At 36.4% G+C, this 25,557-nt stretch carries 16 protein-coding genes and 6 pseudogenes; 8 read left to right on the plus strand and 14 right to left on the minus strand.

Going from position 1 to position 25,557, the window contains the following annotated elements; genetic code table 11:
• Nucleotides 1-33: 33 nt before the first annotated feature.
• Nucleotides 34-870 carry a universal stress protein gene (locus WG932_RS05045; RefSeq protein WP_149393285.1) on the minus strand — a complete coding sequence of 279 codons (837 nt, stop codon included), beginning with the start codon at nucleotides 868-870 and terminating at the stop codon, nucleotides 34-36.
• Nucleotides 871-891: 21 nt separating this feature from the next.
• Nucleotides 892-1,818 carry a 2-hydroxyacid dehydrogenase gene (locus WG932_RS05050; protein ID WP_483087192.1) on the minus strand — a complete coding sequence of 309 codons (927 nt, stop codon included), beginning with the start codon at nucleotides 1,816-1,818 and terminating at the stop codon, nucleotides 892-894.
• Between the two features lie 310 nt (nucleotides 1,819-2,128).
• Here WG932_RS05050 and WG932_RS05055 point away from each other — a divergent pair.
• Nucleotides 2,129-2,898: pseudogene (locus WG932_RS05055) on the plus strand (DUF2911 domain-containing protein).
• A 438-nt stretch (nucleotides 2,899-3,336) separates the two neighbouring features.
• Here the strand turns inward: WG932_RS05055 and WG932_RS05060 are convergent.
• From WG932_RS05060 to WG932_RS05070, 3 genes and pseudogenes are all read right to left on the minus strand, one after another.
• Nucleotides 3,337-5,065 (minus strand): annotated as a pseudogene (locus WG932_RS05060) (sodium:solute symporter family protein).
• 96 nt (nucleotides 5,066-5,161) lie between these two features.
• On the minus strand, nucleotides 5,162-7,039 hold the full coding sequence (locus tag WG932_RS05065) for a PIG-L family deacetylase (protein ID WP_483087193.1): 1,878 nt from the start codon (nucleotides 7,037-7,039) through the stop codon (nucleotides 5,162-5,164).
• A 13-nt stretch (nucleotides 7,040-7,052) separates the two neighbouring features.
• Entirely contained in the window at nucleotides 7,053-7,652 is a 600-nt protein-coding gene (locus WG932_RS05070; RefSeq protein ID WP_483087194.1) for a PIG-L family deacetylase, read from the minus strand.
• Between the two features lie 267 nt (nucleotides 7,653-7,919).
• Between WG932_RS05070 and WG932_RS05075 the strand changes: the two genes are divergently transcribed.
• Nucleotides 7,920-8,864: a phytanoyl-CoA dioxygenase family protein gene (locus WG932_RS05075; RefSeq protein WP_483087195.1), complete on the plus strand. Its 945-nt coding sequence runs from the start codon at nucleotides 7,920-7,922 to the stop codon at nucleotides 8,862-8,864.
• A gap of 12 nt (nucleotides 8,865-8,876) precedes the next feature.
• Here the strand turns inward: WG932_RS05075 and WG932_RS05080 are convergent.
• Nucleotides 8,877-11,032 (minus strand): annotated as a pseudogene (locus WG932_RS05080) (DUF5916 domain-containing protein).
• 196 nt (nucleotides 11,033-11,228) lie between these two features.
• Nucleotides 11,229-12,420, minus strand: a pseudogene (locus WG932_RS05085) (Gfo/Idh/MocA family protein).
• 232 nt (nucleotides 12,421-12,652) lie between these two features.
• Between WG932_RS05085 and WG932_RS05090 the strand changes: the two are divergent.
• Nucleotides 12,653-13,216, plus strand: a complete 564-nt coding sequence (locus WG932_RS05090; protein ID WP_483087196.1) for a hypothetical protein — start codon at nucleotides 12,653-12,655, stop codon at nucleotides 13,214-13,216.
• A 230-nt stretch (nucleotides 13,217-13,446) separates the two neighbouring features.
• Nucleotides 13,447-14,646, plus strand: coding sequence for an L-2-hydroxyglutarate oxidase (gene lhgO, locus WG932_RS05095; protein ID WP_149393291.1), 1,200 nt, complete (start codon nucleotides 13,447-13,449; stop codon nucleotides 14,644-14,646).
• Nucleotides 14,647-15,100: 454 nt separating this feature from the next.
• On the opposite strand, the gene WG932_RS05100 is transcribed toward lhgO, so the two are convergent.
• The 5 genes and pseudogenes from WG932_RS05100 to WG932_RS05120 all read right to left on the minus strand — a co-directional run bounded on the left by WG932_RS05100 (nucleotide 15,101) and on the right by WG932_RS05120 (nucleotide 19,482).
• Nucleotides 15,101-15,451 (minus strand): hypothetical protein, encoded by a 351-nt coding sequence (locus tag WG932_RS05100; protein ID WP_483087197.1) that lies wholly within the window; start codon nucleotides 15,449-15,451, stop codon nucleotides 15,101-15,103.
• Nucleotides 15,452-15,605: 154 nt separating this feature from the next.
• Nucleotides 15,606-16,861, minus strand: a pseudogene (locus WG932_RS05105) (BaiN/RdsA family NAD(P)/FAD-dependent oxidoreductase).
• Nucleotides 16,848-18,378 (minus strand): annotated as a pseudogene (locus tag WG932_RS05110) (helicase HerA-like domain-containing protein). The pseudogenes WG932_RS05105 and WG932_RS05110 overlap by 14 nt, the downstream one beginning before the upstream one ends.
• A gap of 211 nt (nucleotides 18,379-18,589) precedes the next feature.
• A complete protein-coding gene (locus WG932_RS05115; RefSeq protein ID WP_014022268.1) occupies nucleotides 18,590-18,997 on the minus strand; it encodes a DUF4332 domain-containing protein in 408 nt (135 codons plus the stop codon).
• Nucleotides 18,998-19,029: 32 nt separating this feature from the next.
• Nucleotides 19,030-19,482 (minus strand): DUF937 domain-containing protein, encoded by a 453-nt coding sequence (locus tag WG932_RS05120; RefSeq protein ID WP_014022269.1) that lies wholly within the window; start codon nucleotides 19,480-19,482, stop codon nucleotides 19,030-19,032.
• A gap of 740 nt (nucleotides 19,483-20,222) precedes the next feature.
• Here WG932_RS05120 and WG932_RS05125 point away from each other — a divergent pair.
• Nucleotides 20,223-20,468, plus strand: a complete 246-nt coding sequence (locus WG932_RS05125) for a hypothetical protein (protein WP_483087198.1) — start codon at nucleotides 20,223-20,225, stop codon at nucleotides 20,466-20,468.
• A gap of 44 nt (nucleotides 20,469-20,512) precedes the next feature.
• The gene (locus WG932_RS05130) at nucleotides 20,513-20,920 is read left to right on the plus strand and encodes a hypothetical protein (protein ID WP_483087199.1); all 408 of its coding nucleotides are present in this window, start codon (nucleotides 20,513-20,515) and stop codon (nucleotides 20,918-20,920) included.
• Nucleotides 20,921-22,037: 1,117 nt separating this feature from the next.
• Here WG932_RS05130 and WG932_RS05135 read toward each other — a convergent pair.
• A complete protein-coding gene (locus WG932_RS05135; protein WP_483087200.1) occupies nucleotides 22,038-22,640 on the minus strand; it encodes a tetratricopeptide repeat protein in 603 nt (200 codons plus the stop codon).
• A 14-nt stretch (nucleotides 22,641-22,654) separates the two neighbouring features.
• On the minus strand, nucleotides 22,655-23,470 hold the full coding sequence (locus WG932_RS05140) for a 2,3,4,5-tetrahydropyridine-2,6-dicarboxylate N-succinyltransferase (RefSeq protein WP_483087201.1): 816 nt from the start codon (nucleotides 23,468-23,470) through the stop codon (nucleotides 22,655-22,657).
• Nucleotides 23,471-23,760: 290 nt separating this feature from the next.
• Between WG932_RS05140 and WG932_RS05145 the strand changes: the two genes are divergently transcribed.
• The gene (locus WG932_RS05145; protein WP_483087202.1) at nucleotides 23,761-24,633 is read left to right on the plus strand and encodes a glycosyltransferase; all 873 of its coding nucleotides are present in this window, start codon (nucleotides 23,761-23,763) and stop codon (nucleotides 24,631-24,633) included.
• A 251-nt stretch (nucleotides 24,634-24,884) separates the two neighbouring features.
• Complete coding sequence (locus tag WG932_RS05150) at nucleotides 24,885-25,556, plus strand: metal-dependent transcriptional regulator (RefSeq protein ID WP_483087203.1); 672 nt, start codon at nucleotides 24,885-24,887, stop codon at nucleotides 25,554-25,556.
• Nucleotide 25,557 lies beyond the last annotated feature (1 nt).

A 25,557-nucleotide genomic window follows, 5' to 3' on the forward strand; every position in this document is an offset into this window, starting at 1 on the left:
GAGGGGAGTTTAAGTCATTTTTAAAGGAGAAATTTAAAGGTTCTTGATCACATAAAGCGGTTTATTAATAAAATAAGACATTTTCTTTGATAGGTTTTTTGTAAAGAGGTTTTCAAACCAAGTCTTTTTCATACTTAAGGTAAACAATATATTTCCCTTGGAGGTAATCAGATAGTTTTCTAAGCCCAAAGCTGCATCATCTCTGTAGGATTTCAATACAAAATTCATTTTGTCATAGTGAGCAAAAGGTGCCAATTCTTCTTTTAAAGCCCGATGCATGGCCTTGTCTATAATATTGGATTTTGAACTTACATGAACAACATCAATTTCTGATTCAAATAAACCTGCAATTTTTACCACCTTTTGTATGGCCAACTTGTCTTCTTCCATGTAATCCGTAGCATATACCATTTTTCGGGGTGGTTTGAAAAATACTTTTCTTGGAATGATAAATACATCACAGTTTGCATGCTGAACCACTTTAGAAGCTTTGGTACCTATATAATTCTTTTTGAATTCATTGACACCTTCTGTCCCCATTATTATAAGGTCAACTTTATTTTCCTCTGCATATTCAAGGATAGTATTAACTGCTTTACCTTCTTTCACCAACGATTTACAAGCATGCAAGCCTTTGCCAAGGCTTTCTTCTTCCACCGTTTTGACCAGGCTATTAAGTTTATTTACAGCAGCATTTAGGCTTTCTTCCAATTCTTTATTCGGGAATAATTTTTTATAATCTCCTGAGTCAGGAACATGAAATAAAGTCAATTCTGCATTTAATTTTTCACCCAACCTTGCGGCATATTCTATGGCATTCAACGCACATTCTGAAAAGTCAGTAGGACAAAGAATGGTATATTTTTTCATAATAAATTTTATCAGTAAATTTTAATATCCTTGAACAGTGCTGACCTCATTAATCAAAGGTCTATTATCCATTGCATTTTTATAATTCGCAATGATTTGGGGTGCTGCTGCTTTATAATTGGTAATACTTGCGATGTGCGGAGTGACCATGATCTCATCCTTACTCCAAAAAGGATGTGTTTCAGGCAAGGGTTCTTTACTAAAAACATCCAATAAGGCCCCGGATACCTGACCTGATTCTATGGCAGGAATAAGATCTTCCTCAACAAGATGTTTACCTCTGGCAACATTGATAAGATAAGTTCCGGGTTTGAATTTTTTAAATAAGTCATCATTCAAGAAACCCTCGGTTTTGGGTGTTAAAGGTAGTAGACAAACCACTACATTTATCTTGTCAAGAAATTCTTGAAGTTGAGGACCATAATAGTATGGATGTCGAAAAGAAGTTTTGGGTGAATTTCCATATCCAAAGCACGGGATACCCAACCCGTGAACCTTATCCAAAACATCACCACCAAGCTCTCCCACACCCATGACTCCCACGGATATGGGGATTTCGGGCTGGGTCATGTCCCATTTTTTAAGTCTTTTATTGACGATATATCTATTGATTTGGCGATGAAAATTGAGGATCCCCATGACAACATAATTGGTCATGGAAAAAGTAAGCCGAGGATCAACAATCCGGGTGATGGGAACTCCTTTAGGAATGTAATCCGCCATAATGTGGTCTACACCGGAACCCATCGAGCAAATAAGCTTTAAGTTAGGAAACGCTTTAAGTATGTTTTTGGGATGCTGCCATAATACCACTACCTCTACAAGGGCTTTATCTTTAATTTCGGGGTACACTTGAAGGTCAATTTCCGGGGCCAATTCTTGGAAAATATTTCTCCAAGAATTGAGTTCATTGTCAGTTTTATTAGGCGCAACAATTGCTAATGCCATGAAAAGAATTGGTTGGTTTTGGATAAACTAATTAATTAAAAACTCGTCAAAAGAATCTGTAAAAATATACAGTCATAGGATAATTTAAACAGCGAAAATTGAACAGATAAATAATTAATTACAAATTAACTATCTTTACAAAAGGGTGATATTACCGTTTAAACAAAATAATAACCCATACTGTAAGGTTATCCTTTTCTTTATAGAGCTTTAAGACAATCTAATTATAAAATCAATGAAAACAAAGAATATTGTTTGCCTAATGGTGCTGTTTACAATTGTTAATATGAATGCATTTTCACAAATAAAAATGCCTCAGGCGAGTCCTAGTAGCAAAGTATCTCAGCAGGTAGGTTTAACCACCATCCATTTAGATTATTCAAGACCCGGAAAAAAGGGAAGAAAAATATTTGGAGAATTGGTACCATTTGGAAAAGTATGGAGAACCGGTGCCAATAATCCCACTACCCTCGAATTTGATATTGATATAAAGGTAAATGGTCTACCATTGAAGGCAGGAAAATATGCCATGTATACCATTCCTGAAAAGAAATCATGGACCATCATTTTTTCAAATAATACAGAGCTTTGGGGGCTATGGGTTATGATCCTTCAGACGATGCCCTTAGAATCAATGTGCCTGTAACCAAACTAAAAAGCCCAGTAGAGTCTATGCAAATAAGTTTTACAGAACTCACAGATTCTGGTGCACAACTCAATATTGCATGGGACAAAACTTCAGTAGGTTTTACAATTGAAATGGAAGTAGACCGTGTGGTTATGGATCAAATTAAAAAACTATTGATAGATCGAGAAAGCGATGATGCCGGTTTACTTTTTCAAGCGTCCAATTATTATTACAACCAACAGAAGGATCTCAATAAGGCCCTTGAGTGGGTGACAAAATCGGTAGAAAAAGATCCAAAATATTATACCGTCCATTTGAAGGCAAAAATTTTGGCTGCATTAGGGAAAAAGCAAGAGGCAATCTCAACTGCCCAGGTTTCAATGAAATTAGCAGAAGAAGCAGGTAACCTAGATTATGTAGCTCTAAATCAACGATTGATCGATACTTTATAAATGACTTTGGAAACTTCCTAAAACATTAAACTGATTTGGGAAATCTACCACCACTGATAAGCCGAATCATGAAATAGACAACCATATCCGAGCTCAAACCACTTTAATATCAGCCGCCGCGTGGCTAGTTTTCAACCCTTCTTTTCAACAGAGGATTACTCCAAAACGAAGCGTTACTATAATACGCAAGAAGCCTAATCCCTTGTGTTTGAAAAACTCCCTGAGTAGACTACGGAAATCCAATTACTAATCTAAGGTGATGATTTCTAGTCAATTAAAACCTATACATTTTCTCTTAAACCAGCTCTGAAGAAGTCTACAGAGCTGGTTTTCTTTTTCAAATATTTCATCCCTAAGGTGGAGAAATTCATTCCAAAATCAATCTTTTCCCAAGGATTAAGTGGAAAAGTAATGAGCTACCACTTACGCAATCCTTAATTAATCCTTCTTAAGGATTGGGTCCTTGGGCTTGGAGATAAATAAGTTTAAAATAGCTGCTATAAACATCACCAATAGGCAACCAATGGCATTGTACCACAAAAATCCAATATCAATACTAAAGTCTCCTACGGTTTTGCCATTGTAATAGTGAAGGGTTAGAATCAAAATTTCGGAGATTATAGCTGCCGTAAATACAGCGCGTCCGCCTACCCATTTCATAAAAAATGCTACCATAAATATCCCCAAAATACTTCCATAAAATAAGGAACCTAATAGATTTACAGCCTGAATAAGGTTTTCAAATAGTGTAGCATAAGTGGCAAAAAGAATGGCAAAAACTCCCCAAAGCACTGTAAACCACCTTGAAGACTTCATATAATGTTTAGAGCTTTCTTCTTTCTTAATCGATCTTCGGTAGATATCAATGGTGGTGGTGGAAGACAAGGCATTGAGTTCAGAAGCCGTAGACGACATGGCAGCACTAAAAATTACAGCGAAGAGCAACCCAATCACCCCTCTGGGTAAATAATCCATCACAAAGCGCATGAACACATAATCTGTATCTCGGGTTTCAGCCAAAGGGTCATTTTGAATAATCAATTCTTTTACTTTATCCCTCACCTCTTCTTGAGCTATGGATTGATTACTGATTGCCCCTTTGTACTTCTCCACAGCCTTCTCGTCTTCGGATTCAATCGCACCTAATAAGCTGTGAATACTTTTTCTTTGTTTTCAAATATACTGGCGTATTCATTTTCCAGTGCTTCGAAATCTTCTACATATTCACTTGCTTTCAACTTATCAGTTTGAATCGTATTGAAGAAAACAGGAGGCTGATAAAATTGATAAAATACAAAAACCATTACCCCTATAAAAAGTATAATGAATTGCATGGGCACTTTGAGAAACCCATTCATCATTAACCCCATTCTGCTTTGCGTAAGTGTTCTTCCACTTAGATACCGCTGTACTTGAGATTGATCTGTGCCAAAATAGGAAAGAAATAGGAAAAGCGCCCCTGTGAAGCCTGACCAAAAATTATACCTGTCTGATAAATCAAATTCAAAATTGACAATATTAAGCTTTTCCATTTTCCCGGCCACATGCAAGGCTTCTGTAAAGCTTACAGGGATCATCTGAATGACTATTATACCAGCCAATACCATGCCTCCCATCATTACCGTCATTTGCTGTTTTTGGGTTACAGATACCGCTTTGGTACCACCGGATACGGTATATATAATCACTATGATTCCAATAAATACATTGGTAAAAGTAAGGTTCCACCCTAGTAGGGTAGACAAAATAATGGCCGGTGCATATATGGTGATTCCTGCAGCCAAACCTCTCTGTATCAAAAATAGACCTGCGGTCAAAGTCCTTGTCTTTAAGTCAAAACGTTGCTCTAGAAACTCATATGCTGTATATACTTTTAATTTATAGTACAGGGGTAAAAAGAACATGCAAATCACAATCATGGCTACAGGCAAGCCAAAATAAAATTGGATAAACCGCATACCATCAGAATAAGCTTGTCCTGGAGTACTTAAAAAGTAATTGCTGAAGCCTGAGTGGCCATAATAGAAAGTCCAATGGTCAACCAATTCATGTCATTTCCACCACGAATATACTTGTCCATATCCTTAGGACCATAGGTCTTATATATGCCATAAACCGCTATGGTAAACAAAGTCCCAAATAAGACTGTCCAGTCGAGATAACTCATGAATAATGTTCAGTTAACCAATAAAATAAAAATATCAAGAGCCCTAAAACTACCATTTGGAACCAATATAGCTTGGTCCATTGGTTAAATGCTTTGTTATTTTTCATGACCTTGCTCGATAAGATTAACAAAAAGCTTGATGGCACCCGGAACACCTGCAGGAAGTAAACGGAACCATGAAATGCCTGAATAAGTATACGTTCCTTTGCCATACTTAGCATGCAAAAGACTTCCTTTTGAAGCATTTTCACCGGGATCCTGCATCAGCAATGGACTTTGGTATCTTTTATCCCAAGAACCCGGAAAATATAAGCCCCTTTCCTGAACCCAGCCGTCAAAGTCTGCAGGCACAATTTTATTGGGAAGATTGAGAACAGGATGGTTTTTTAGAAGTAGCTCCACAGGTGAATTTTCTACCGTCACTCTATCTCTAGATAAGGTTAATGGGTAAGGCCCAAATTCATTACTTAGTAATGAGGCGGTAGTATTGTATTGAACAATAAGGTTACCTCCTGCTTTGACATACTCCATTAATGCGTCTTTATTTGAAACCATGTCCTGATTCACATTGAAAGCCCTGATCCCTGTTATTATGGTTGTGTATTTTTGGAGGTCAGATCCTAGCTGGGATGCATCAATCATTTCGACCCTGTACCCAATATTCTGTAAGATCTCAGGTACCTTGTCCCCTGCTCCAGGTATGTAACCTATGGTTTGAGGACTAAGATTTAGATTTAGCCTAATCAAATTAAAGGATACCTTTGGGAAGTAAGTTAAATTAGGAATATGAGGGTATATAATCCTTGTGATCCCTTTATCAAATTCTTCCGCATTGTTGGTCACAAAGGAAATTTGATGGTTGGTTTTTCCTTCTCCTTTTACCTTATTCAATTCGATTTGAAAATGAATGGCTTTGTTTTTAATGTCTCGAAAAATTTCTTTAACCCTATATTCATTGTTATTTAAACCATCAACTCTTATAACTCCCTCTTTTAATTCTTTGCCAAAATTAACGATTACATCAACTATTCCGGAAGCCTCATTAAGTAGGAAAACATTGTCTTGTTTCACTGCTATAGCCACTTCAGGTACAATTTTAAAGGGTTGTATTACCTCCCCGCTCACCCTGTCATTATAGCGGAATTGCAAGGGTAAGTTCACCTCAAACTCTTCTCCCAATAAGGTAAAAGTCAATTTTCCCGAAATGGTCGGTGAATTGTAGGCTTTACCTATCATTTCCTGATCTTTTACTGTGTATAAATTATTATCTGGTTGTAACCTAAGCCAATAAGGCTGGGAATTTAAATGGTCTTTAGGAATGGTAAAATCAAGTTCTTTTTCTATGGAATTATTATTGGATAGATCCGTATCTAGTTTGACCACCCGGTCAAGAACCTCAAATGTTTTTATTTTAACTTTTTTATCAGTGACTTGATTTAAAATCAGTTTGCTATGCACCACTGCCTCAGGAAAATTCAATTCTTTATCTGAAAGAAAAAGTCCTCTCCATCCCAAAGTTTCCCTTATCAGTTGATCAACAAGGCTTTGCTTTTCCTTGACCCAGGGTAAGCCCTTTTGAATTTTGTTCAGTTCTTTTTTTATTTCGATCAATTGTTCAATATTATTGGAAGGTTCCACAAAATCGAAGGTATCAATCAAATGGCTAATTTTGTTGACAATCAAACTTCCATTGGAAAGCTGAAGCCAACGTGGTTCAAGGTCTTCAAATGGAGAAACATCAAAGGATTTGCCATCCACCAATTCTATAAGATCCATTTCATGACCAATGCTTGCAGTTGCACCAAACCCTTGTGATTTATGCATGGTCCTACTGTTGGCGGCAATTTGAGAATAACTAAGCCCAAGTATAGGGTTAAAATTACCTACAGGGAATTGATAATATTGCTTACCTGGTTTTTGATCATATACTCCTCCCCAATTGTAGGCATTCCAAAAATTCGTTTTGCAGACCAAGGCTCCACATAAGTCAACTGCTCGGGAAAAGCATTGGGGTCGCCTGAAACCTTAAATGCCTCTCCAGCAATAATCGCAGAAGTGGTATGGTGACCATGGGTAATACCCGGAGTTGTATTAAATCTGGTAATAATAATGTCAGGTTGAAAATTACGTATAACCCAAACCACATCAGACAACAGCTTTTTCGATCCCAATTATTCAATGTTTCATTGGGATTTCTACTGTAACCAAAATCTATGGCTCGAGAGAAAAATTGTTTTCCCCCATCCGTTTCTCTTGCTTTAAGAAGCTCTTGAGTTCGAATCATCCCTAACTCCATCCCTAGCTCTTTACCAATTAAATTTTGCCCCCCATCACCCCTAGTTAAGGAAAGATAAGCTACATCAGCCATTTCTTCATTGGCCAGGTAAGCAATAAGCCTAGTATTTTCATCATCCGGGTGGGCAGCTACATACAATATCTTTTTGGTTTCCTTTAGCTTTAATAAGCCATGATAAATTGAAGCACTACTTTGGGCTAGTAGGTAACTATTAAAAAATAAACAGCCTATTAAAAGTAGGCATAAACTTATGGGCTTTTTATAGAGTTCCTTGAACTGATTTGGTATCATAATTAAAAGTAAGCATTGTGAAATGTAAGCTAAAACTAAATTATATTAATGGAAATATAGGCAGATCAAGTTAAGTATTTGAATCACGGTTGATCTCATTGGAGAAACTGAATAAAATTGTTAACTTTTACTCAGCATTGTACCAATATTCTTACTGAATTTCACAAAAATAGTTTCAAGTGAGAAAGATTAATTCGGTATCAATAAACTGATTCTTGTTGTTTTTAAATTTGATTAGGGTTATTTGTCTTAATAAAAACTTTTAATATGGACAGCAATAAAGACCACAAAGATATTCCCGGCAACCCGTCAACAGCCTATTCAAGTAAATTCCACTTGAATGACAGATCCAATGGGAAAAAATTACAAATATTGACTGAGTCCGATTGGGATTTTTGGGTCAAAAATGGCTATGTGATTATTCCTCAAGCTATACCAAAATCCTATACTTCAAGGTTGGCAAAACTCTTATGGGAATTTGAGGAAAAAGACCCGGATGATATGGCTACCTGGTATGCTACCGCATCTAAAGACATGGAGATGGTAGAGCTTACCAATAGTGGCATGGTTGAAATTTACAACCATCAATACCTATGGGACATCAGGCAATACCCAAAAGTCTATGAAGCTTTTACAGATATTTGGGGCATGGATAAGCTTTGGGTAAGTATAGATAGGGCCAATCTAAACCTTCCATCCAAGCCTGGCTTTGAGTTTAAGGGTTTTATTCATTGGGATTACGACCCGGAAACAAATCCTCAAAATGTCCAAGGATTGGTTGCACTTAATGACCAAGTTGATGAAGATGTGGGCGGTTTTCAATGTATTCCCGAGCTTTACCGAAGCTATGAAACATGGAAACAAGGACAGCCTATAGATAGGGACCGGTTTAAGCCGGACATAACCGGTTTTGAACTTGAAAAAGTGAAATTGATGGAAGGGGATTTGTTGATCTTTAATAGTAAGCTTCCACATGGTATTCGGCCTAATATTAGTGAAGATCAGGTTCGTATGGCACAATACATATCCATGATGCCTGCTGAGGAAGACAATGAGGAAAAACGAAATTGGAGAATCTCCTCATGGAAAAACAAAATAGCACCCAAAGGTTATGCCTTTCCGGGCGATCCTAGAGAATGGGAAAAGAAATTGTATCCTAGGGCTAAGTTAAGCCCCTTGGGAGAAAAACTTTTGGGAGTTACTTTATGGTAACTCCCAAAAGTTTTATAGGGTCCACCAATAAGTGAATTTTAATGCCAAGGTTCTATTTTTTACATAAAACGGCGCAGGTACATAATTGTCAGTATAAACCAAGTAAAGATCTGATGCAGGTTTAAATCTCCACTGGAACCTGGTATTAAGATTGATATTGTTTATTTGCTCATTGTATTGCCCGAAAGCTGTAAAGAAAAGGGTATTGGTGAAAGTTACATCTACCCTAGGCCCAACGAGCCAAAATTTGGTATTTCCCCATGGTTCCGGCAAATCTATTTGGTTGTAATTCCCTGTTATCGATAGACCTACATATGGTTGAAAACGATAGCCTAGTTCCCCTGCGAGGTTTAGTCTTTCTCCATCTGCAAAATAACCTCCATATTGAGAAGAAAGGGTATAGGTAAATAAGCTTTGCGGTTTAGAAACATACTCCAACCCAAAGGAATTCCACTGATGTTCGGTATAAGCGTCAAGAGTAAATTGACTGTAATTGGTAGGGTCAAAGGCTTGTTGCAAGATAATATGATTGTAAGCATATTTTGCTGTCAATACACTTTGGCTCCTAAAATTAACTCCATATGAAAGTGAGGTAATATTATCCGTTTGGTTCATGTCCATGTCATAAAACAAGGAGGTATTAACTGTAGGGCCATGGTTTAGAATTAATTTACTTTTTGGGAAAAACAAATAGGATGCATTCGGATTGATTCGGTAATAGCCATTTCGCGGTACATAACCTACTTCTGCCAGATAGTTAGGAGCTACATATTCATGTTTCCATTCCCAAATCAAGTTTCCCCCAAATATTTAATATTGGCAGCATGTACTGCGCTCTCATTGGAGGCTAAGGGACTGAAAGACTTGACATAGAAGGCTTTACCTGTCCATTTACCATTAGAAGAAGCCAAATTATATTCTAAACCTGCATTCCTATTATAACTGGTAATCGGGTTTTCTACACCTTCTCCACCGGTTGGGATACTCCCAATATTGGTGCGGTTAACGAATATCACTCCGATATTTGACCGTTGTCCAACCCTTCTTTGTCCGGCAAGAACGGTATAATTTTGTGAAGGGGTATTGGTTTCACTTACCTTCCCAGTTTGCATGTTCATGGCCCCTATACGCCAATCCTTATTGATTTTTCCACTTAGCCTTGCTCCAAATTGAATGGGCGCATTCAAACCAATTCTTCTAGAGAAAAATGGCCTGATGGTTTCATATCCGAAACTCGCAAATAAATCTCCGTTTTCCAGGAAAAATTGTCTCCGCTCAGGATAAAACAATTCAAAACGATCCAAGTTAGTGATTTGTCTATCCACTTCAACCTGTGAAAAATCCGGATTAACCGTCAAATCTAAATTAAGAGAGGAACTAACAGCAATCTTGGCATCTACCCCAACCCTGTTTTGGTAATCTGAAGGTAAATCCCTGACATTGTCTTTCACCATCCCTCCCATTACATAAGGAATTACAGAAACATTCATTCCCGGCTCCGGAGGAGCTTCATCCCATACCAAAATTCCGGTGTAAGCCAATGAGGCAGAAGGGAATTGACGAGGAACAGGAGCCCAAGATGATTTTTCTGTAGACTTAAGGTCTTTACGACTAAAATTTATACCCCATTCTTTGATTCCCTTTTTATAACGAATGGATTTAAATGGTATGGCCGCTTCAAAAACCCATTTGTCAGGGTAATTCTGAACCTTAGAAAACCATTTATTATCCCAGCTTAAATCCACACTTCCGCCTCCATACATGATACCATCCCACTGCGCTCCGGCGGCATTGGCTCCGAAGGAAAATCCATTGGTTTGGTCATCAAATGTATCCATGAATAGCAAAAAGTTATCATTTTTACCAAATGTAAAATCCCTTCGCAGCGACTCGACATAATATGGCCCTTCTTCTCCATGATGATTGATAACCAAAAGATAGATTTTATCATCATCATAGGTCATCATTACCTCAGTTTTTACTTCCGCATAACTGGTATCTATGGGAAGAATCATGTAAAAGTCTTTCGCTACATCGGCATCAGCCCAAGCCTGTTCATCCATTACTCCATCTATGATTATCGGAGAACTGGCCCGTTTTATGTTTAACCTATAGGCATCATTGATTTTTGAGCCATCCCGGGTATGGCCAACAATAGCATTAATAATAAAGTAAAACTCTTCCGCATGATTCAATCCACTTACCGCCAAAACTAAAAATTGAGCATTTGACAAGTATTTAATAAAATATTTAATTTTCTGCGCAATAATAACCTAATTATTGCAAAAACTTAGTTCAGCACATTGGATTTTTTATTAGAAAAGCAGGATAATATGACTTACAGTAAAATGAGGGTATAAATGGTTATTTTTTTAAGGTCTTTTGGATCATCTTACTGCTAACTTTGTGTTTCAAGATCAATTTTTCATCTCCATTGGGCAAAATTTCCTTTTTAATTAAAAAATGATCAGCATCATAGCTATTATATTCCTTCTCCCCGGTTCTCCCCTCGCTTCCACGCCAATCTTCTATTATAATCTGCTCCCAATTTTTACTCTTGGCAGATAAGAAAGCAGCATCCAAAATAGCATTGACAATATAGCCATCATAAAAAGTTTCTCTAGGTGCCCTTCCTTTATCTATTGCATCAAACATATCTGTGAACATATGTGGGTAGCCCAATTCATGGGCTTCGTCACCCACCGGGAATAACCAGCCGGAATCTGACTCGGCCTTTTCTGCAATATAATTGGCGCCTTTTCCGGTGGTAAAAAGATCAAATCCGGTACGGAGAAAACTATTTAACCAAATGGTCCCTTCTGTTCCCATCACTTCATCTCTTAAATCCACCCCCCCTAAAAGTCCAACTTACTTCAAATTGACCAATGGCTCCATTCTCATATTTTACCAATCCTATGGCATGATCTTCGGCCTCAATGGGATGTACCTGAGTATCTGCCCAGCACATTACTTCTACTGGGCGTACATTTTTTCCAATAAAGTTACGTCCAATTTCCACACAATGACAACCTAAATCTATAATGGCCCCACCCCCTGATTGATCTTTATCCCAAAACCAATCGCTATGTGGACCCGGGTGTGCTTCCCTGGATTTGGTCCATAATATTTTACCCAAACTCCCATTATTGACACTTTCTACAGACTTTAAAAATTTAGGGGTATAACACAAGTCCTCTAAATAACCGGCAAAAAGTTCGGCTTTTTCAACTGCTTCAAGCATTCTTTTCGCTTCTTTGGCCGTTCGCCCCAAAGGTTTGGTGCACAATACCGCTTTCCCAGCTTTTACACAGGACATTACTGCCTCTTCATGCAAATGATTAGGTAATGAGATAATTACTACATCTACAGATTCATCCATGATAATCTCTTCCATAGAGGTACTGTAACTTTCTAGTCCATAGTCTTCTGCGTACCTCTTTGCATTGTCCGCATTTCTAGAATAAACGCTAATAATCCGATCCACTCTTCTTTGGGCATGAAGGGTATCTGCATAAAATCGAGCGATAAACCCCGAACCAAGCATTGCGATATTCATAAATTTTTATTTTGGATTAAATTATTAATTGGCATTGGTCTAATCGGCAGACCATTGAGGCACGAACTTACGCTGACCTTATAAAAATTAATGTAGCAAAATCCGTTAAGAAAATAAACTCATAAGGCAATCTTTATTCTTATTTTTGATTTTCAAATCAATTCCAATTGCAATCAAATGTAAACGGATCAATTTGAGCTCAATCAACCATTTTCTTTGCAAAAACTTATTGATGATAATAAATGATATTGAAAAATTCTTAGCATGGGTTACCGAAAGGGAGCTTGAATTAACCTATGATGCAGATAGGCATAAAATTAGAATTTATGCAAAGCATATAATAATAGGAGATTTATGGCTACCCTTTTCGTTGTCTTTTGACCCAAAGAAAAATGAAGTCTATAAAGTAGAAAAAAATTGGGTCATTTTTTTAGTCCGTGCCGGAACAGCTGCCGTAGGTTATTTTGAGGAAGGAATAAACACAGAGCACAAGGTTTTCCGAGCCTACATGGTGAGGAAAAAACAAGGTAAAAGCCAAATAAAATATTTGAAAACCAAAGGAAAATCTCGGGCCGGTTCAAGGGTGAGACTTGGAGCTTCAGAAAAATTCTTTGCAGATATTAATGAAAAGCTTTCTGAATACTTAGACAAGTATCCGGTAGATTATATGGCTTACTCCTGTTCAAAAACTTTATGGCCCTTTCTCTTTTCAGAAGAAGGCAGCTTAAAAAAGACGACCCCAGGTTATTTAAAGTACCCTTGCATATTCAGGAACCCGGCTATGAAATACTATTGAAAGTCAATGAATTACTTCAAAGTGTTAATCTAATTCCTGAAGAAAATTTTCTTAATTATTTTTCCGATTATAAAGATAAAGCGTCCCAAGCCCCTGAAGAAGAGGACGATTGGTAGTTAGCCCTACAAAACCTTTCTTATTTTAAGAATTCGTTCCAAAAAGTAAAATAAGTAGGCCATAAATAATTTATCAATCTACTGTGTATATTTGTTGCAATAGAAAAAAGAAATATGCTTTACGATATTACAATCATTGGAGGTGGAATCGTTGGATTGGCCACCGGTTTAAAAATAAAAACACAAAGACCGGAATTAAAAGTGGCGGTTCTGGAAAAAGAATCAGAAGTAGCTTGCCATCAAACGGGTAACAATAGTGGGGTTATTCATTCCGGATTGTATTACAAGCCCGGAAGTATGAAAGCTAAAAATTGTATCAATGGTTACCATCAATTGGTACAATTTTGTGAAGAAAATGAAATCCCTTTTGAAATTACGGGAAAGGTGGTTGTAGCCACTAAAAAAGAGCAATTACCTCAACTCAATTTTTTAATGGAGAGAGGGATACAAAATGGTTTAAAAGGAGTGCGCTCCATAACTATGGAGGAACTAAAGGAATTTGAACCGTATTGTCAGGGAGTGGGTGCTTTGCATGTTCCTCAAACAGGAATCGTAGATTATAAGCGGGTGGCCATGGTCTATGAAAAGAAATTTACAGCCTTAGGAGGAGTAGTATTGTTCAATCATAAAGTTCTGGATATTAATGATTTAAATAATTCTATTACAATTAATACTTCAGCAGGAGACATCAACACAAAAATCGTAATTAACTGTGCAGGGTTATATGTTGATAAGGTTGCTGCCATGCTTGAAAAAGACCCTTTACCCATAAGGATTATACCTTTTAGAGGGGAGTATTTCAAGATAAAAAAAGAGAGAGAATACTTGGTAAAAAACTTGATCTACCCAGTACCGGATCCAAATTTCCCATTCTTGGGCGTTCATTTTACCAGAATGAAAAAAGGAGGTGTGGAAGCAGGACCCAATGCTGTATTAGCCTTTAGAAAAGAGGGGTATAAAAAAACTGACTTTAATTTAAATGAATTTTTGGAAGCAGTGACCTGGCCGGGCTTACAAAAAGTAGCCGGTAAATATTGGAGGACAGGATTGGGAGAATACAAGCGCTCATTTATTAAATCTGAATTTACTAAAGCCTTACAGGAATTGATACCTGACATAACCTCAGCTGATTTGGTTTCGGGAGGTGCAGGTGTCAGGGCACAGGCTTGTGACAGAGAAGGAGGATTATTGGATGACTTTGCCATTCAAGAAACTGCCAAAGCAGTGCACGTTATCAATGCCCCTTCCCCTGCAGCAACTAGTGCCTTGTCTATAGCTGATAAAATCAGTGAACTAGCCCTACAAAAAGTTTAATAGGAATGATACAAAGACCTTCTCCATCCAAATTGATACGGGTAAAAAGTATTTATTTGCAACCCTTAAATTCTCTGGTAAAAAATAAAGGGTTGCAATTTCGATAATTACTAAAATTCAACCGGATTATGGATTTAGATTCGTAAGTAATGCTACAATCTGAAAAAATCAGGATTTGAGAAACTTTTAACCTAGTGCCGCAATGGTAAGCCTGACTGATTTGAGGTACTTCCTGCTTAGGCTTACTCGATACTACAAAAATTGCACTCCTCTGGAGTCCTACATTGGATTCTGTCTTCTGGATGGCTGCGATTATAAAAGGTTAATTCTCGGAACAACGATTTTCTCATAATTTTAGGTCGAAACTAGGTTTCTACTAATGAGAGTATTTAATTACCCTTAGGTTACCTAAAAGCTTTATGCATTTCTGCCAAAATTGGAGGAAATAAAATTTTTATTCCCGGTACTCCCTCACATCTTTTAAAACAGCATTTGTGGCTTTTTTAAAATCTTTCATATGACCTTCTAAGCAGGAATTAAAATTACCCTCTTCCATTATTTTTTTACCTTCAGACAATATATTAGACAAACGTTGGAGTCCAAAAAGCCCTAAAGTAGGTTTAATTTTATGCCGAGCCAGCTTGATACTATTGGAGTCCTTGTTTTCTATTCCTTTCAGATAAGTAGTTTCAAGTTCTTCAACAGCGATCTCTATGGCATCTAGCAGTTGATTTCGGAAGTCTACATCATCCTCAACCATCTCTTCAATTTTTGTGAAATCAATATTGGTGTAATTTTTTTCCATAGTTGTCAATTAGTAGAAAACTAAAATTGCCTAGTCATTAAATTAATCAAACGACTGAATTAAAAAAACGAATATGCCAAGATATTTCAAGGTTTTAGAAAAATTATGAAATAAATCTAGTGCCACATATTTACGCTACTACAATCTAGCCCGATTAATTTTCATTACCGCTAGACATGCTGCCTGCCAAAAAACCTGTACTCCAGGCAGCTTGAAAATTATATCCTCCTGTAATTCCATCAACATCTATTACCTCCCCTGCAAAGAATAGTCCTTTTACCAATTTACTCTCCATGTTTCTGGCATCAATCTCATTTAAGGATACCCCGCCAGCTGTTACAAACTCCTCCTTAAAGGTAGTTTTTCCTGAGACTTTTAAAGAAAATCTCATTAAATTTTCTATTAATTTATTTATTTTTTTCTTGTTAGTTTCTCCCCACTTTAATTCAGGATTGATTTCCGCTTTCTCAATTAAATATTCCCACAACCTACCCGGTAAAGCGAATAGTGGATTTTTGTGAACCACTTTTAAAGGGTGATTTTGTTTAAAAGCTAATAATTCAGTCCTTAGGCCTTCTTCAGTAAATTCATCTCGCCATTTGATAAGTGCAATAGCTTTATACTCTTTTTCATGTAGCCACTCCGCACCGAAAGCTGAAAGTTTTAATACGGCAGGCCCACTTATTCCCCAGTGGGTAATTAATATGGGACCGGAATATTGTAACTGACTTCCTTCAAATCGTACGTGTCCATTGGGGACACTTAATCCTTTAAGTTGAATAATTTTAGAGGTTGGTGAATTGAAAGTAAATAACGATGGGATTGGAGCATGAACTGTATGCCCCAACTGTTCGACTAAGGAATACCCTTCTTTCTTGGGTTTCCCTCCAGTACAAATCACCAATTTATCTACCAAAAATTTCTCTTTTTCACTGTTCAATATAAACTTGTCATCATACCGTTTTACTTCTTGTATACCAGTTTTATATAAAACCTTAACTCCATAATTTTTCGCTTCTTTTTTTAACACCTCAACAATACTGGATGAGCTGTTACTAACCGGAAAAACCCTACCATCCTCTTCTGTTTTTAGTGGTACCCCTCTGCTTTCAAACCATTGAATTGTATCCTTGGAATTAAAGGCCTTAAAAACTTTTTCATGAAATTCTTACCCCTTGGGTAACCTTTCAGGAACTCAGAAGGTGACTCGGTTCCATTCGTGACATTGCACCTTCCACCTCCGGACACCAAAACCTTAGACAATACTTTATTGGTTTTTTCAAATAATAAAACCTCTGCACCATTTTTAGCAGCTTCAATCGCTGCAAAAAACCTGAGGCTCCTCCTCCAATTATTCCAACCTTTAATTTCTCCAATTTGATGATTTAGCTTACTTTTATCTTTTTTTATTTGTCAATGAACCCATAATACCACGCGTTAATTCCCTAAAGAAAGTTCTACCCAACTGCCTTACCATGGTGTTTTTGCTCAAGGCTTCAAAAAACTTTCCTTTTCCTTAGCTGATGCTTTCCTTTTGCTGCTGGAAGGGGCTTCTTTCTCCCGATTCTCAGGTGCCGCATTGTTCAGCTTTTCCTCTAGAATTTCAAATGCACTCTCCCGGTTGATTGGTTCATTGTATTTACTGACCAACTTTGATTTTTTAACCTGATTATCTATTTCATCTGCACTTAAAATACCCATTCTTGACACCGGAGCTCTTAACAAAGTATGTACCAAGGGTGTTGGGATACCTTTTTCATTCAATGCTGTAATCAGTGCTTCACCAATTCCCATGGAAGTCAAAACCTCAGAGGTTTCATAAAAAGGTGAAATTGGATAATTTTCAGCAGTTTTATTTATTGCTTTTCGGTCTTTGGCAGTAAAAGCCCTTAAAGCATGTTGTACTTTAAGCCCCAATTGCCCTAAAATTTCATCAGGCACGTCAGTGGGTGTTTGGGTACAGAAAAAGATTCCTACTCCTTTTGAACGAATCAATTTGACTATTGCCTCAATTTTCTCTAGCAAGTCCTTACTTGCATTGGAAAAAACCAAATGTGCCTCATCAATAAAAAGACAGAGCTTTGGTGCTTCCTGATCACCTTGCTCAGGGAAGGTCTCGTAGATTTCTGAAAGTAAACTTAACATAAATGTTGAGAACAATTTGGGCCGGTTTTGAATATCTGTCAATCGAATGATGGATACCACTCCACGACCTGATTCTTGTCTTACAAAATCTTCCACATCAAAAGAGCGCTCTCCATAGAAATTTTCAGCTCCTTGCTGCTCAAGCTCTATAATTTTTCTCAGAATTGTATTGACAGAATTGGAAGAGACAGCCCCAAACTCCTTGGTAATTTCTGCCTTGCCTTCATTGATGACATATTTAAGTATAGATCTTAGGTCCATAAGGTCAAGCAATGGAAGATGCTTCATGTCACAATACCTAAACACCAATGAGAGAATTCCGGATTGAGTATCATTTAAATCTAGGATTTGAGACATCAATACAGGTCCAAATTCCGATACAGTAGCTTTTAACTTAACTCCTTTTTCATTACTAATAGACATCAATTCTACGGGTAGGCCGGTGGCTTCATAGGGCACACCAATACTCGCACATCTTTTTTCTATATGCTCATTGTTGGTTCCGGGACAAGCCAAACCAGTTAAGTCACCTTTTAAATCCATTAGGACTGATGGTATCCCTTTTAAAGATAATTGTTCAGCAATGACTTGAAGGGTTTTTGTTTTACCCGTACCTGTAGCTCCGGCAATTAAACCGTGTCTGTTTAAGGTCTTTAATGGGATTTTTACTTGGGCCCCGTTAAGGGCCTGTTGATCAAACATTCCTGTACCAATAATAAAAGAATCTTTTTAAAGGTATAGCCCAGATTGATATGTTCCTTAAATTTGTCTGTTTGTTCCATCAATATGTCATTAATATAAAAAAACCTTAATGCAATCAATTAATTTGCATTAAGGTCTCAAGCTAAAGAAATAGGTGCAAAATTGGTTTTATTACAAAAGACCAACCAAAAGGTTTATAATTATTGACCACCAAATTCAAAGGTTTATTCGTTAAGGTCAAACTTTATTTCAAAACCGCACTACTCTTTAAAAATAAATAATTTTATTGAATTAATGGGTCACTACGGGATCCAAATTTTTTGCTTGTTCTATAAAATCTGTCACTCTGGAAAGTGCCGGAACAGCATTGGTTAAATTTTTGGCTTCATTGGTGGCCACGAGTGCTTGATGTAAATTTTCAGCATTCCTGTTTCTTAATTCTTTAACAGTATCTACGCCTGCGGCCTTTAATAATTCAGCAAATTGACTTGCGATGCCCTTAATTCTAAATAAGTCAGCCATATTCACCCAGTTTAGAATTATTTTTTCATCAATCCCACTTGCAGCTGAAATTTCTTTACGACCACTTTTTGAAGCACCTTTTTCTAGCAGTTTCTCTACAGTTACTATTCCGGCAGCAGAAAGTTTCTCTTTATTTACCGGACCTATACCTTCAATTTTTGTAATAGAATGTGACATAATAATATAATTAAGTTTATTGAATAAAAGTATTATTTAAATAAGCCTCCCAAACCACCTTTGAGTAAATCAGAAGCCTTATCTGCTATGGCTTTACCGGATGATTCTCCTAACATCTTTACCAAATCTGTTTTTTCTAAATCTCCGCTTTTTGTACTTGAAATTGCAGATATGATTTTAGGTAATACAAAGGAAGCGATGGACATGGCCATTTCTGGTGAAACACCTAATTTTGAAGCGTAGCTTCCTGTCAAATTGCCTAAAATACTTTTGAACATGGGATTCTGAGTCAATCCACTCCCTTGGTTTAGCATTCCTAGTATTCCATCTAAATTACCACCGGCTGCTTCTTTAGAAATACTTTCAAATAAACTACTTTTGGTAGTGCTAACTGCTTCCGAAGCTTTACTTTGGTCAAGCCCGAATTTTTGTGTCAAACCTGAAATTAATTCAGGTGACAGATTCTCTAAAAGTGAAGAAATCATATGAATTTTGTTTAATAGAATTTAATAATTGAATCTGTAATTTATAAGTTTATTTTGTACTTTAAAAATATTCCTATTTTTTGTCAAAAATCATTAGGTGATAATAAAGTATAATTTTCTGTTTCCTTAAATAAAACAAATTCATTTCGATTTTTTCAATTATCAATAACCGTTCCATTTTTTAAGAAAGGATGATGCCTATTTACTGAAAATACATTGAAATGGAGCATTTTATTCTCATATTAAATTAATTTTACTGTATTTTTTCTTTAAATCGCTTAACTAGGGCTTTCAATTTATGAACTAAATAAAATCTTAAATAAATACAATTAATGCTTATATTATATGAAAACATTTAATTTATTTAATCCACTAGGCATAAATTAAATCACAAAATATTACCATAAACTCTCATGTAAATATTCAACTTAAATTCCGTTGTTGAAAATCCTTTTTATTTATAATCCTGCACTAATTGGTTAAACAAATGAGAGAATTATTTGGCGTTAAGCATTAAATGAGAACATGCCAACACTTAAAAATATTGATTATTCCTTCAAAACTCCCGCAAATCAGATTAAAAAATCAACGGATTGTATGAATAATTCTATGGATGCTTATTTGCCTTTACCCAAGTTCATATTTAGTAATGCTAATTGGTTAAAAAACATTAAAGTTTATTTCTAAAATTGAAATTTACCTTAAAGGTATTTACTTTGCTGTCTAGAAGATTCATAAAAATGAAAAAACACCCTTTCCTGATAATTTTATTCCTACTTGTTGCTATTGGATTTTCCCGGCCATTTAGTACTTACGCCCAAAGCCCCAACTTGGGAACTACATCAGCAATGATGAGCAAGGCAAATACAGCCATGGAGAATGGTGATTATACAACAGCCAATACAATATTTAGAGAAATTATAGAAAGCAATCAGCCTATTCCTGCTGAAATGCCATACCTTTTTCTAAAACTTTATTTGCCTTAGGGCAATACCATAACAGTCAAAGTTTTGTAAACAAATACTTGGACTTGAATGGATTTAAAGGAAGTTTTTACAGACAAGCAAAAGACCTTCAAAAACAATTGGAGAGTCCCTTAGCTGAAATTGCTTCATGTCAGTACTGTGATGCACGTGGCTATAGATATGGAACTTGTGAAACATGTCATGGAGAAGGAAAATCAGAACAAGCTTGCTCTCTTTGCAAAGGAAGAGGAGTGATTGGTTGTAGCCGCTGTGCTGGAGACGGAATGGTGACCAAAAGAAATGTTTTCAATATCCTTGAGTATTTTGAATGCGAACGTTGCTCAGGAAAAGGAAGATTAACATGTACTTCCTGTCATGGTAGTCTGGTGGAAATTGATACTTGCCCGGTTTGTGAAGGTACCGGTCACCTACTTACTGAAGAACTTTGCGACCACACTGCTCCGGAAAAATAATTCATTTTAACTTTTACTCTTTGACATAGTGGGAGATAACTGGATTGAAAGATCATATTAAAATAAAATTTTTAAAAGGCACGAGAGTATCGATCGTATTTTTTTATTTGTTACAATTACATCAATGTCATAACCTTTGCTAATAAAAATAACCTTGAATACTTAATTGTAAACAGCTGTTTTACAACATTATAATCCATTTTGATTAAAGTTCAATTTCCTTAAATAAGATTTAAATAAAGCAGGACCATCCGAAACTTTTGAACAAGCACCATCCACCCAATTAGCTCGCTGAGAAAACTTCAATCAATACCACAACAGCATTCAAATTGAGATGTAAACCCCAGAGACCTAATGGTATTATGCTACAAAAGATTGTTGTCAAGGGCAAATGTCGGTTTAAAGTAGTTTTAACCTTTAACATAACGCATTTCACCTAATTGAATTAAAACCCTTATAAAATTAATTATGGAATGGGAAACCATCTATTCCATATTATCTTATATACGTCTAAAAGCATAAAGGTACATGACTCCTAAGCCATTTCTAAATCATAAAGCACCAAACGTTAATCCCTTTTAGAAACGCTGGTAAATAAAACCAATTGTTATTTGTTAAAGCAAATATAGAATCCCCTACTTCGGTATTTATCATTTGGATTTATCTCACCAGCTTAATCATTTGATTACCAATTCTTTAAACTATTTTAATTAAAGGTCAATTTAATTGAACCTTATTTAATCGCTATTTTGGTAGAGTCACTGCACACAAGCTCTCAACTTTATAATCCATATGATCAAAAAACCACAGAGCGAACCAATGCATTTAAACATAACATATTGAATAATACATGATTATAAAATTTAAACACCGTTTAATTGATTTAAATACAATTCAATAAAAGCACTTCTCAAAACAATAAATAGAAAATCTATTTTCAATTTAGCTAATAATTTTTACTAAACTTTTGATAATGTAAATCTATATATACTCCTTATAATCAGTAATTTACGTTTGTTCAATTATGTTAAATACTATTCAAAAAAAGTCATAATTGAAACTATCCAAAAAAAGGCCTGAAAAATCAGGCCTTTGGAATTATTAATAAGGGGATAAATTATCTACAATACTTTTTTACAGATTCCTTTGCAGGAACATAGTTATTGGTTACTGCTGCTTTAAAATCCTTACAAGCATTAGCTGTTTGATCAGTGGCCACATATAGCAAGCCTCTGTAATAATAAGCCTGACCATTTTTAGGGCTCATTTTTATGGCAGTATTGTATTCTCTAATTGCCTCCTTTACATTACCCAATTTGTGCATGGATCTGGCCTTTAGAAAATAAGCCATTGAAGGAGCACCTGAAACAGATACAGCATGGTCTGCATACATTAATGCCAATTCCGGTTTATCATTGTTATGATACAAGTTGGAAAGACTTAGCAGTATTTGTGTGTTTTTAGGCTCTTGTTTCAACGCGCGCTTGAAACTATCTTCAGCTTTTTTGAAATCATCCAGCTCTTCATGAGCCCTACCTTTGTTGTACAACACCTGTACATTGTTTGGTTTAGTCTCTAAATAACTGGTATAAGCGGCAATGGCTTCCTGGTATTGGCCATCATTATAAAAGGCATCACCTTTATTTGATGCGCTATTACCACAGGCCACCAAAACCCCGGTCAATAATATAATGCTTAATAGGTTTTTAATCGAAATCATAAATTAAAATAAAATTATACGGCTACACTGTTATCTCTGAGTGCATCATTGAGAGAAGTTTTTAAATCAGTGGAGGCCTTTCTTTTCCCGATGATTAGGGCACAAGGAACCTGAAACTCACCGGCATTAAACTTTTTATTTAATGTTCCGGGTATAACAACCGATCTTTCAGGGACATATCCTTTGTGCTCTACAGGTTCAACACCTGTTACATCAATGATCTTAGAACTTGCTGTGAGGGTTACCCCTGCACCAATAACAGCTTCTTTACCGATTCTTACCCCTTCTACAATAATGGCTCTGGACCCTATAAAAGCACCATCCTCAATAATGACAGGTGCAGCTTGAATAGGTTCCAAAACACCTCCTATACCAACTCCACCACTTAGGTGGACGTTTTTTCCTATTTGTGCACATGATCCAACAGTAGCCCAGGTATCCACCATGGTTCCACTATCCACATAAGCACCAATATTTACATAAGAAGGCATCATCACCACTCCGCTAGCAAGAAACGCGCCATATCTTGCAACTGCATGAGGAACTACTCTAATTCCTTGCTTTGCATAATTGGTTTTAAGGGCCATTTTATCATGAAATTCAAAAGGACCAACCTCTATGGTTCTCATCTTTTGGATAGGGAAATACAGAATTACAGCTTTCTTTACCCAGTCGTTTACCTTCCAAGAACCGTCTGATGTAGGTTCTGCCACCCTAATTTTACCATTGTCCAAGTCTGCTATCACCGTTTTGATGGCGATTTGAACATCTTTTTCATTCAATAGATCCCTGTTGTCCCAGGCTTTTTCAATAATATGCTGTAATTCCATAAATTTAATATTAGCTTAGTTTGATTTTTCAATTTTATGCCTCAAAAACCCCCTATAATAGTTGCTTCAGTCCTTAAACCGGTAGATGATTCCAGGATGTTATACAAGCTGGGATTTTCAATTCGTGAAACAAATAAATACGACCTTAACATCATAGGGTTTTCATCAAAAAAACGCCAAAGGTTGAAAATATTCGACTGATAGAAATTTTTTCCGGCCCTAGAACAAACCTTTCAAGGATATTTGTCCATTTTAAATTCCTTCGTCAACTAATTAAAATAAGGCCCGCTGTGGTAATTGTTACCACTTTTGAACTGCTTCCTATAGCCACCTTAGCAAAACCTTTTCTTTCTTATAAACTCATCTATGATGTTCAGGAAAACTACGGCAAAAACATAACCTACAACCAAACCATGCCCGCTTTTCTTCGGGTTGTGGCCAAATCGCTCGTTAGATTATCAGAAAGGCTTGGCAAAACCGCCATTGATCACTATATATTTGCCGAGCAATGTTATGTTACGGAAATGCCGAGCATCAATAGTTATACAGTCATAGAGAATAAAGCGGCTATTTCGAGTCCATTTAAGCCCTCATTTCGACTACCTAACCCTATTTCTCCCCATTTCATTATTTGTGGCACCATCACCCCGGTTTATGGTGTTATTCCTGCTATTGAGTGGTTTTTAAAGCTTAAAGAAGCGCTTCCAAATGCTAAACTAACCCTTGTCGGTCATTGTCCACTTACTAGTTTTTATCAGGAACTGACAAAAAATTATGGTTTAGAAGAAGGTATACATCTTGAACTTTCCGATCACCCCCTACCAATAGGACATATTAGAAATAAAGTATTGGAGGCAGATATATTGATGTTACCTTACCTTTTACTACCAAGCATCAAAGATAAAATACCCACTAAACTCTATGAGGGAATAGCCCTTCAAAAGGTTATCCTTATGAGTCAAAATCCATTGTGGAAAACCATTGTGGATAAGTATCCGGCAGGAATATGCATTGATTTTTTAGCAACCGAGGAGGTGAGTTCAGTGTGGAAAAGTCTGTTAAACCTTGATTATTACCAACTACAACCTGATGAAGACCTGTTTTGGGAGGCTGAGAAAAGAAAATTTCAACAGCTACTGATAAATATTACTTCCCCTAACTAAGGGAAAAAGACTCAAATTGTACTTTTCCAAGTTCCACATTTAAGGCTAACTATCTTCTGATTTAAAAAATTGAACCGTATTAACCATTGTAAATCAATGTGTTATGTTATTTTTAGACGTGTCTAAATTATTTTATATAGATATCTAAAATTGAAGAAAAGATAAGAACACAGTTATCCACAGGTGATTTAGGTAAAAATTAAATATTTTTTTAGACAAGACTAAAATATATATTTGTGAAAATTAAAGTCATGAAAAGTTTAAGCGCTGCAGAGGAGAATTATTTAAGGACCATTTATAAGTTGGTTACTGAAGGCATAGAAAAAGTTTCAACGAATGAGATCGCTGCTTCTGTCAATACCAAAGCAGCATCTGTTAGTGACATGCTTAAAAAGTTGGCAGAAAAAGAATTGATTGACTATAAAAAATATTATGGAGTTAGTCTTACAGAAGAAGGTAGAAAAACTGCACTATTCATCATCAGAAGGTACCGTCTCTGGGAGGTGTTTTTGGTGGATAAATTAAAATTCAGTTGGGATGAAGTGAATGCAATTGCAGAAGAATTGGAACATGTAAAGGCTCCCCTACTCGTCCGTCGCTTGGATGAATATTTGGGTTTTCCCAAATTTGATCCCCATGGAGATCCCATCCCGGATGAATTTGGTGAACTCAGTGACAAACCCAGAATCACACTACAAGAAGTCCCTGTGGGCCAAAGTGGGAAAATTGTTTCCGTCAGTGATACAAGTGCTAATTTTTTAAAGTATTTGGATAAGGTAGGCATTTATATAGGTGCCAAGGTACTGGTGCTTGAAAAAATAGAATATGATGGTTCACAAGAATTATTTATTGACAACCAAAAAAAGGTTTTTGTTTCCAAAGAAGTGGCCACTAATATTCAAGTGATGCTTCACCCCAATTAAT

Source organism: Cyclobacterium sp. SOCE241 (genome assembly GCF_056867545.1).

Coding starts and splice junctions, on each gene's coding strand:
- WG932_RS05045 (WP_149393285.1), bottom strand. CDS start 870: ATGAAAAAATATACCATTCTTTGTCCTACTGACTTTTCAGAATGTGCG.
- WG932_RS05050 (WP_483087192.1), bottom strand. CDS start 1,818: ATGGCATTAGCAATTGTTGCGCCTAATAAAACTGACAATGAACTCAAT.
- WG932_RS05070 (WP_483087194.1), bottom strand. CDS start 7,652: ATGATACCAAATCAGTTCAAGGAACTCTATAAAAAGCCCATAAGTTTA.
- WG932_RS05075 (WP_483087195.1), top strand. CDS start 7,920: ATGGACAGCAATAAAGACCACAAAGATATTCCCGGCAACCCGTCAACA.
- WG932_RS05090 (WP_483087196.1), top strand. CDS start 12,653: ATGATAATAAATGATATTGAAAAATTCTTAGCATGGGTTACCGAAAGG.
- lhgO (WP_149393291.1), top strand. CDS start 13,447: ATGCTTTACGATATTACAATCATTGGAGGTGGAATCGTTGGATTGGCC.
- WG932_RS05100 (WP_483087197.1), bottom strand. CDS start 15,451: ATGGAAAAAAATTACACCAATATTGATTTCACAAAAATTGAAGAGATG.
- WG932_RS05115 (WP_014022268.1), bottom strand. CDS start 18,997: ATGTCACATTCTATTACAAAAATTGAAGGTATAGGTCCGGTAAATAAA.
- WG932_RS05120 (WP_014022269.1), bottom strand. CDS start 19,482: ATGATTTCTTCACTTTTAGAGAATCTGTCACCTGAATTAATTTCAGGT.
- WG932_RS05125 (WP_483087198.1), top strand. CDS start 20,223: ATGAAAAAACACCCTTTCCTGATAATTTTATTCCTACTTGTTGCTATT.
- WG932_RS05135 (WP_483087200.1), bottom strand. CDS start 22,640: ATGATTTCGATTAAAAACCTATTAAGCATTATATTATTGACCGGGGTT.
- WG932_RS05140 (WP_483087201.1), bottom strand. CDS start 23,470: ATGGAATTACAGCATATTATTGAAAAAGCCTGGGACAACAGGGATCTA.
- WG932_RS05150 (WP_483087203.1), top strand. CDS start 24,885: ATGAAAAGTTTAAGCGCTGCAGAGGAGAATTATTTAAGGACCATTTAT.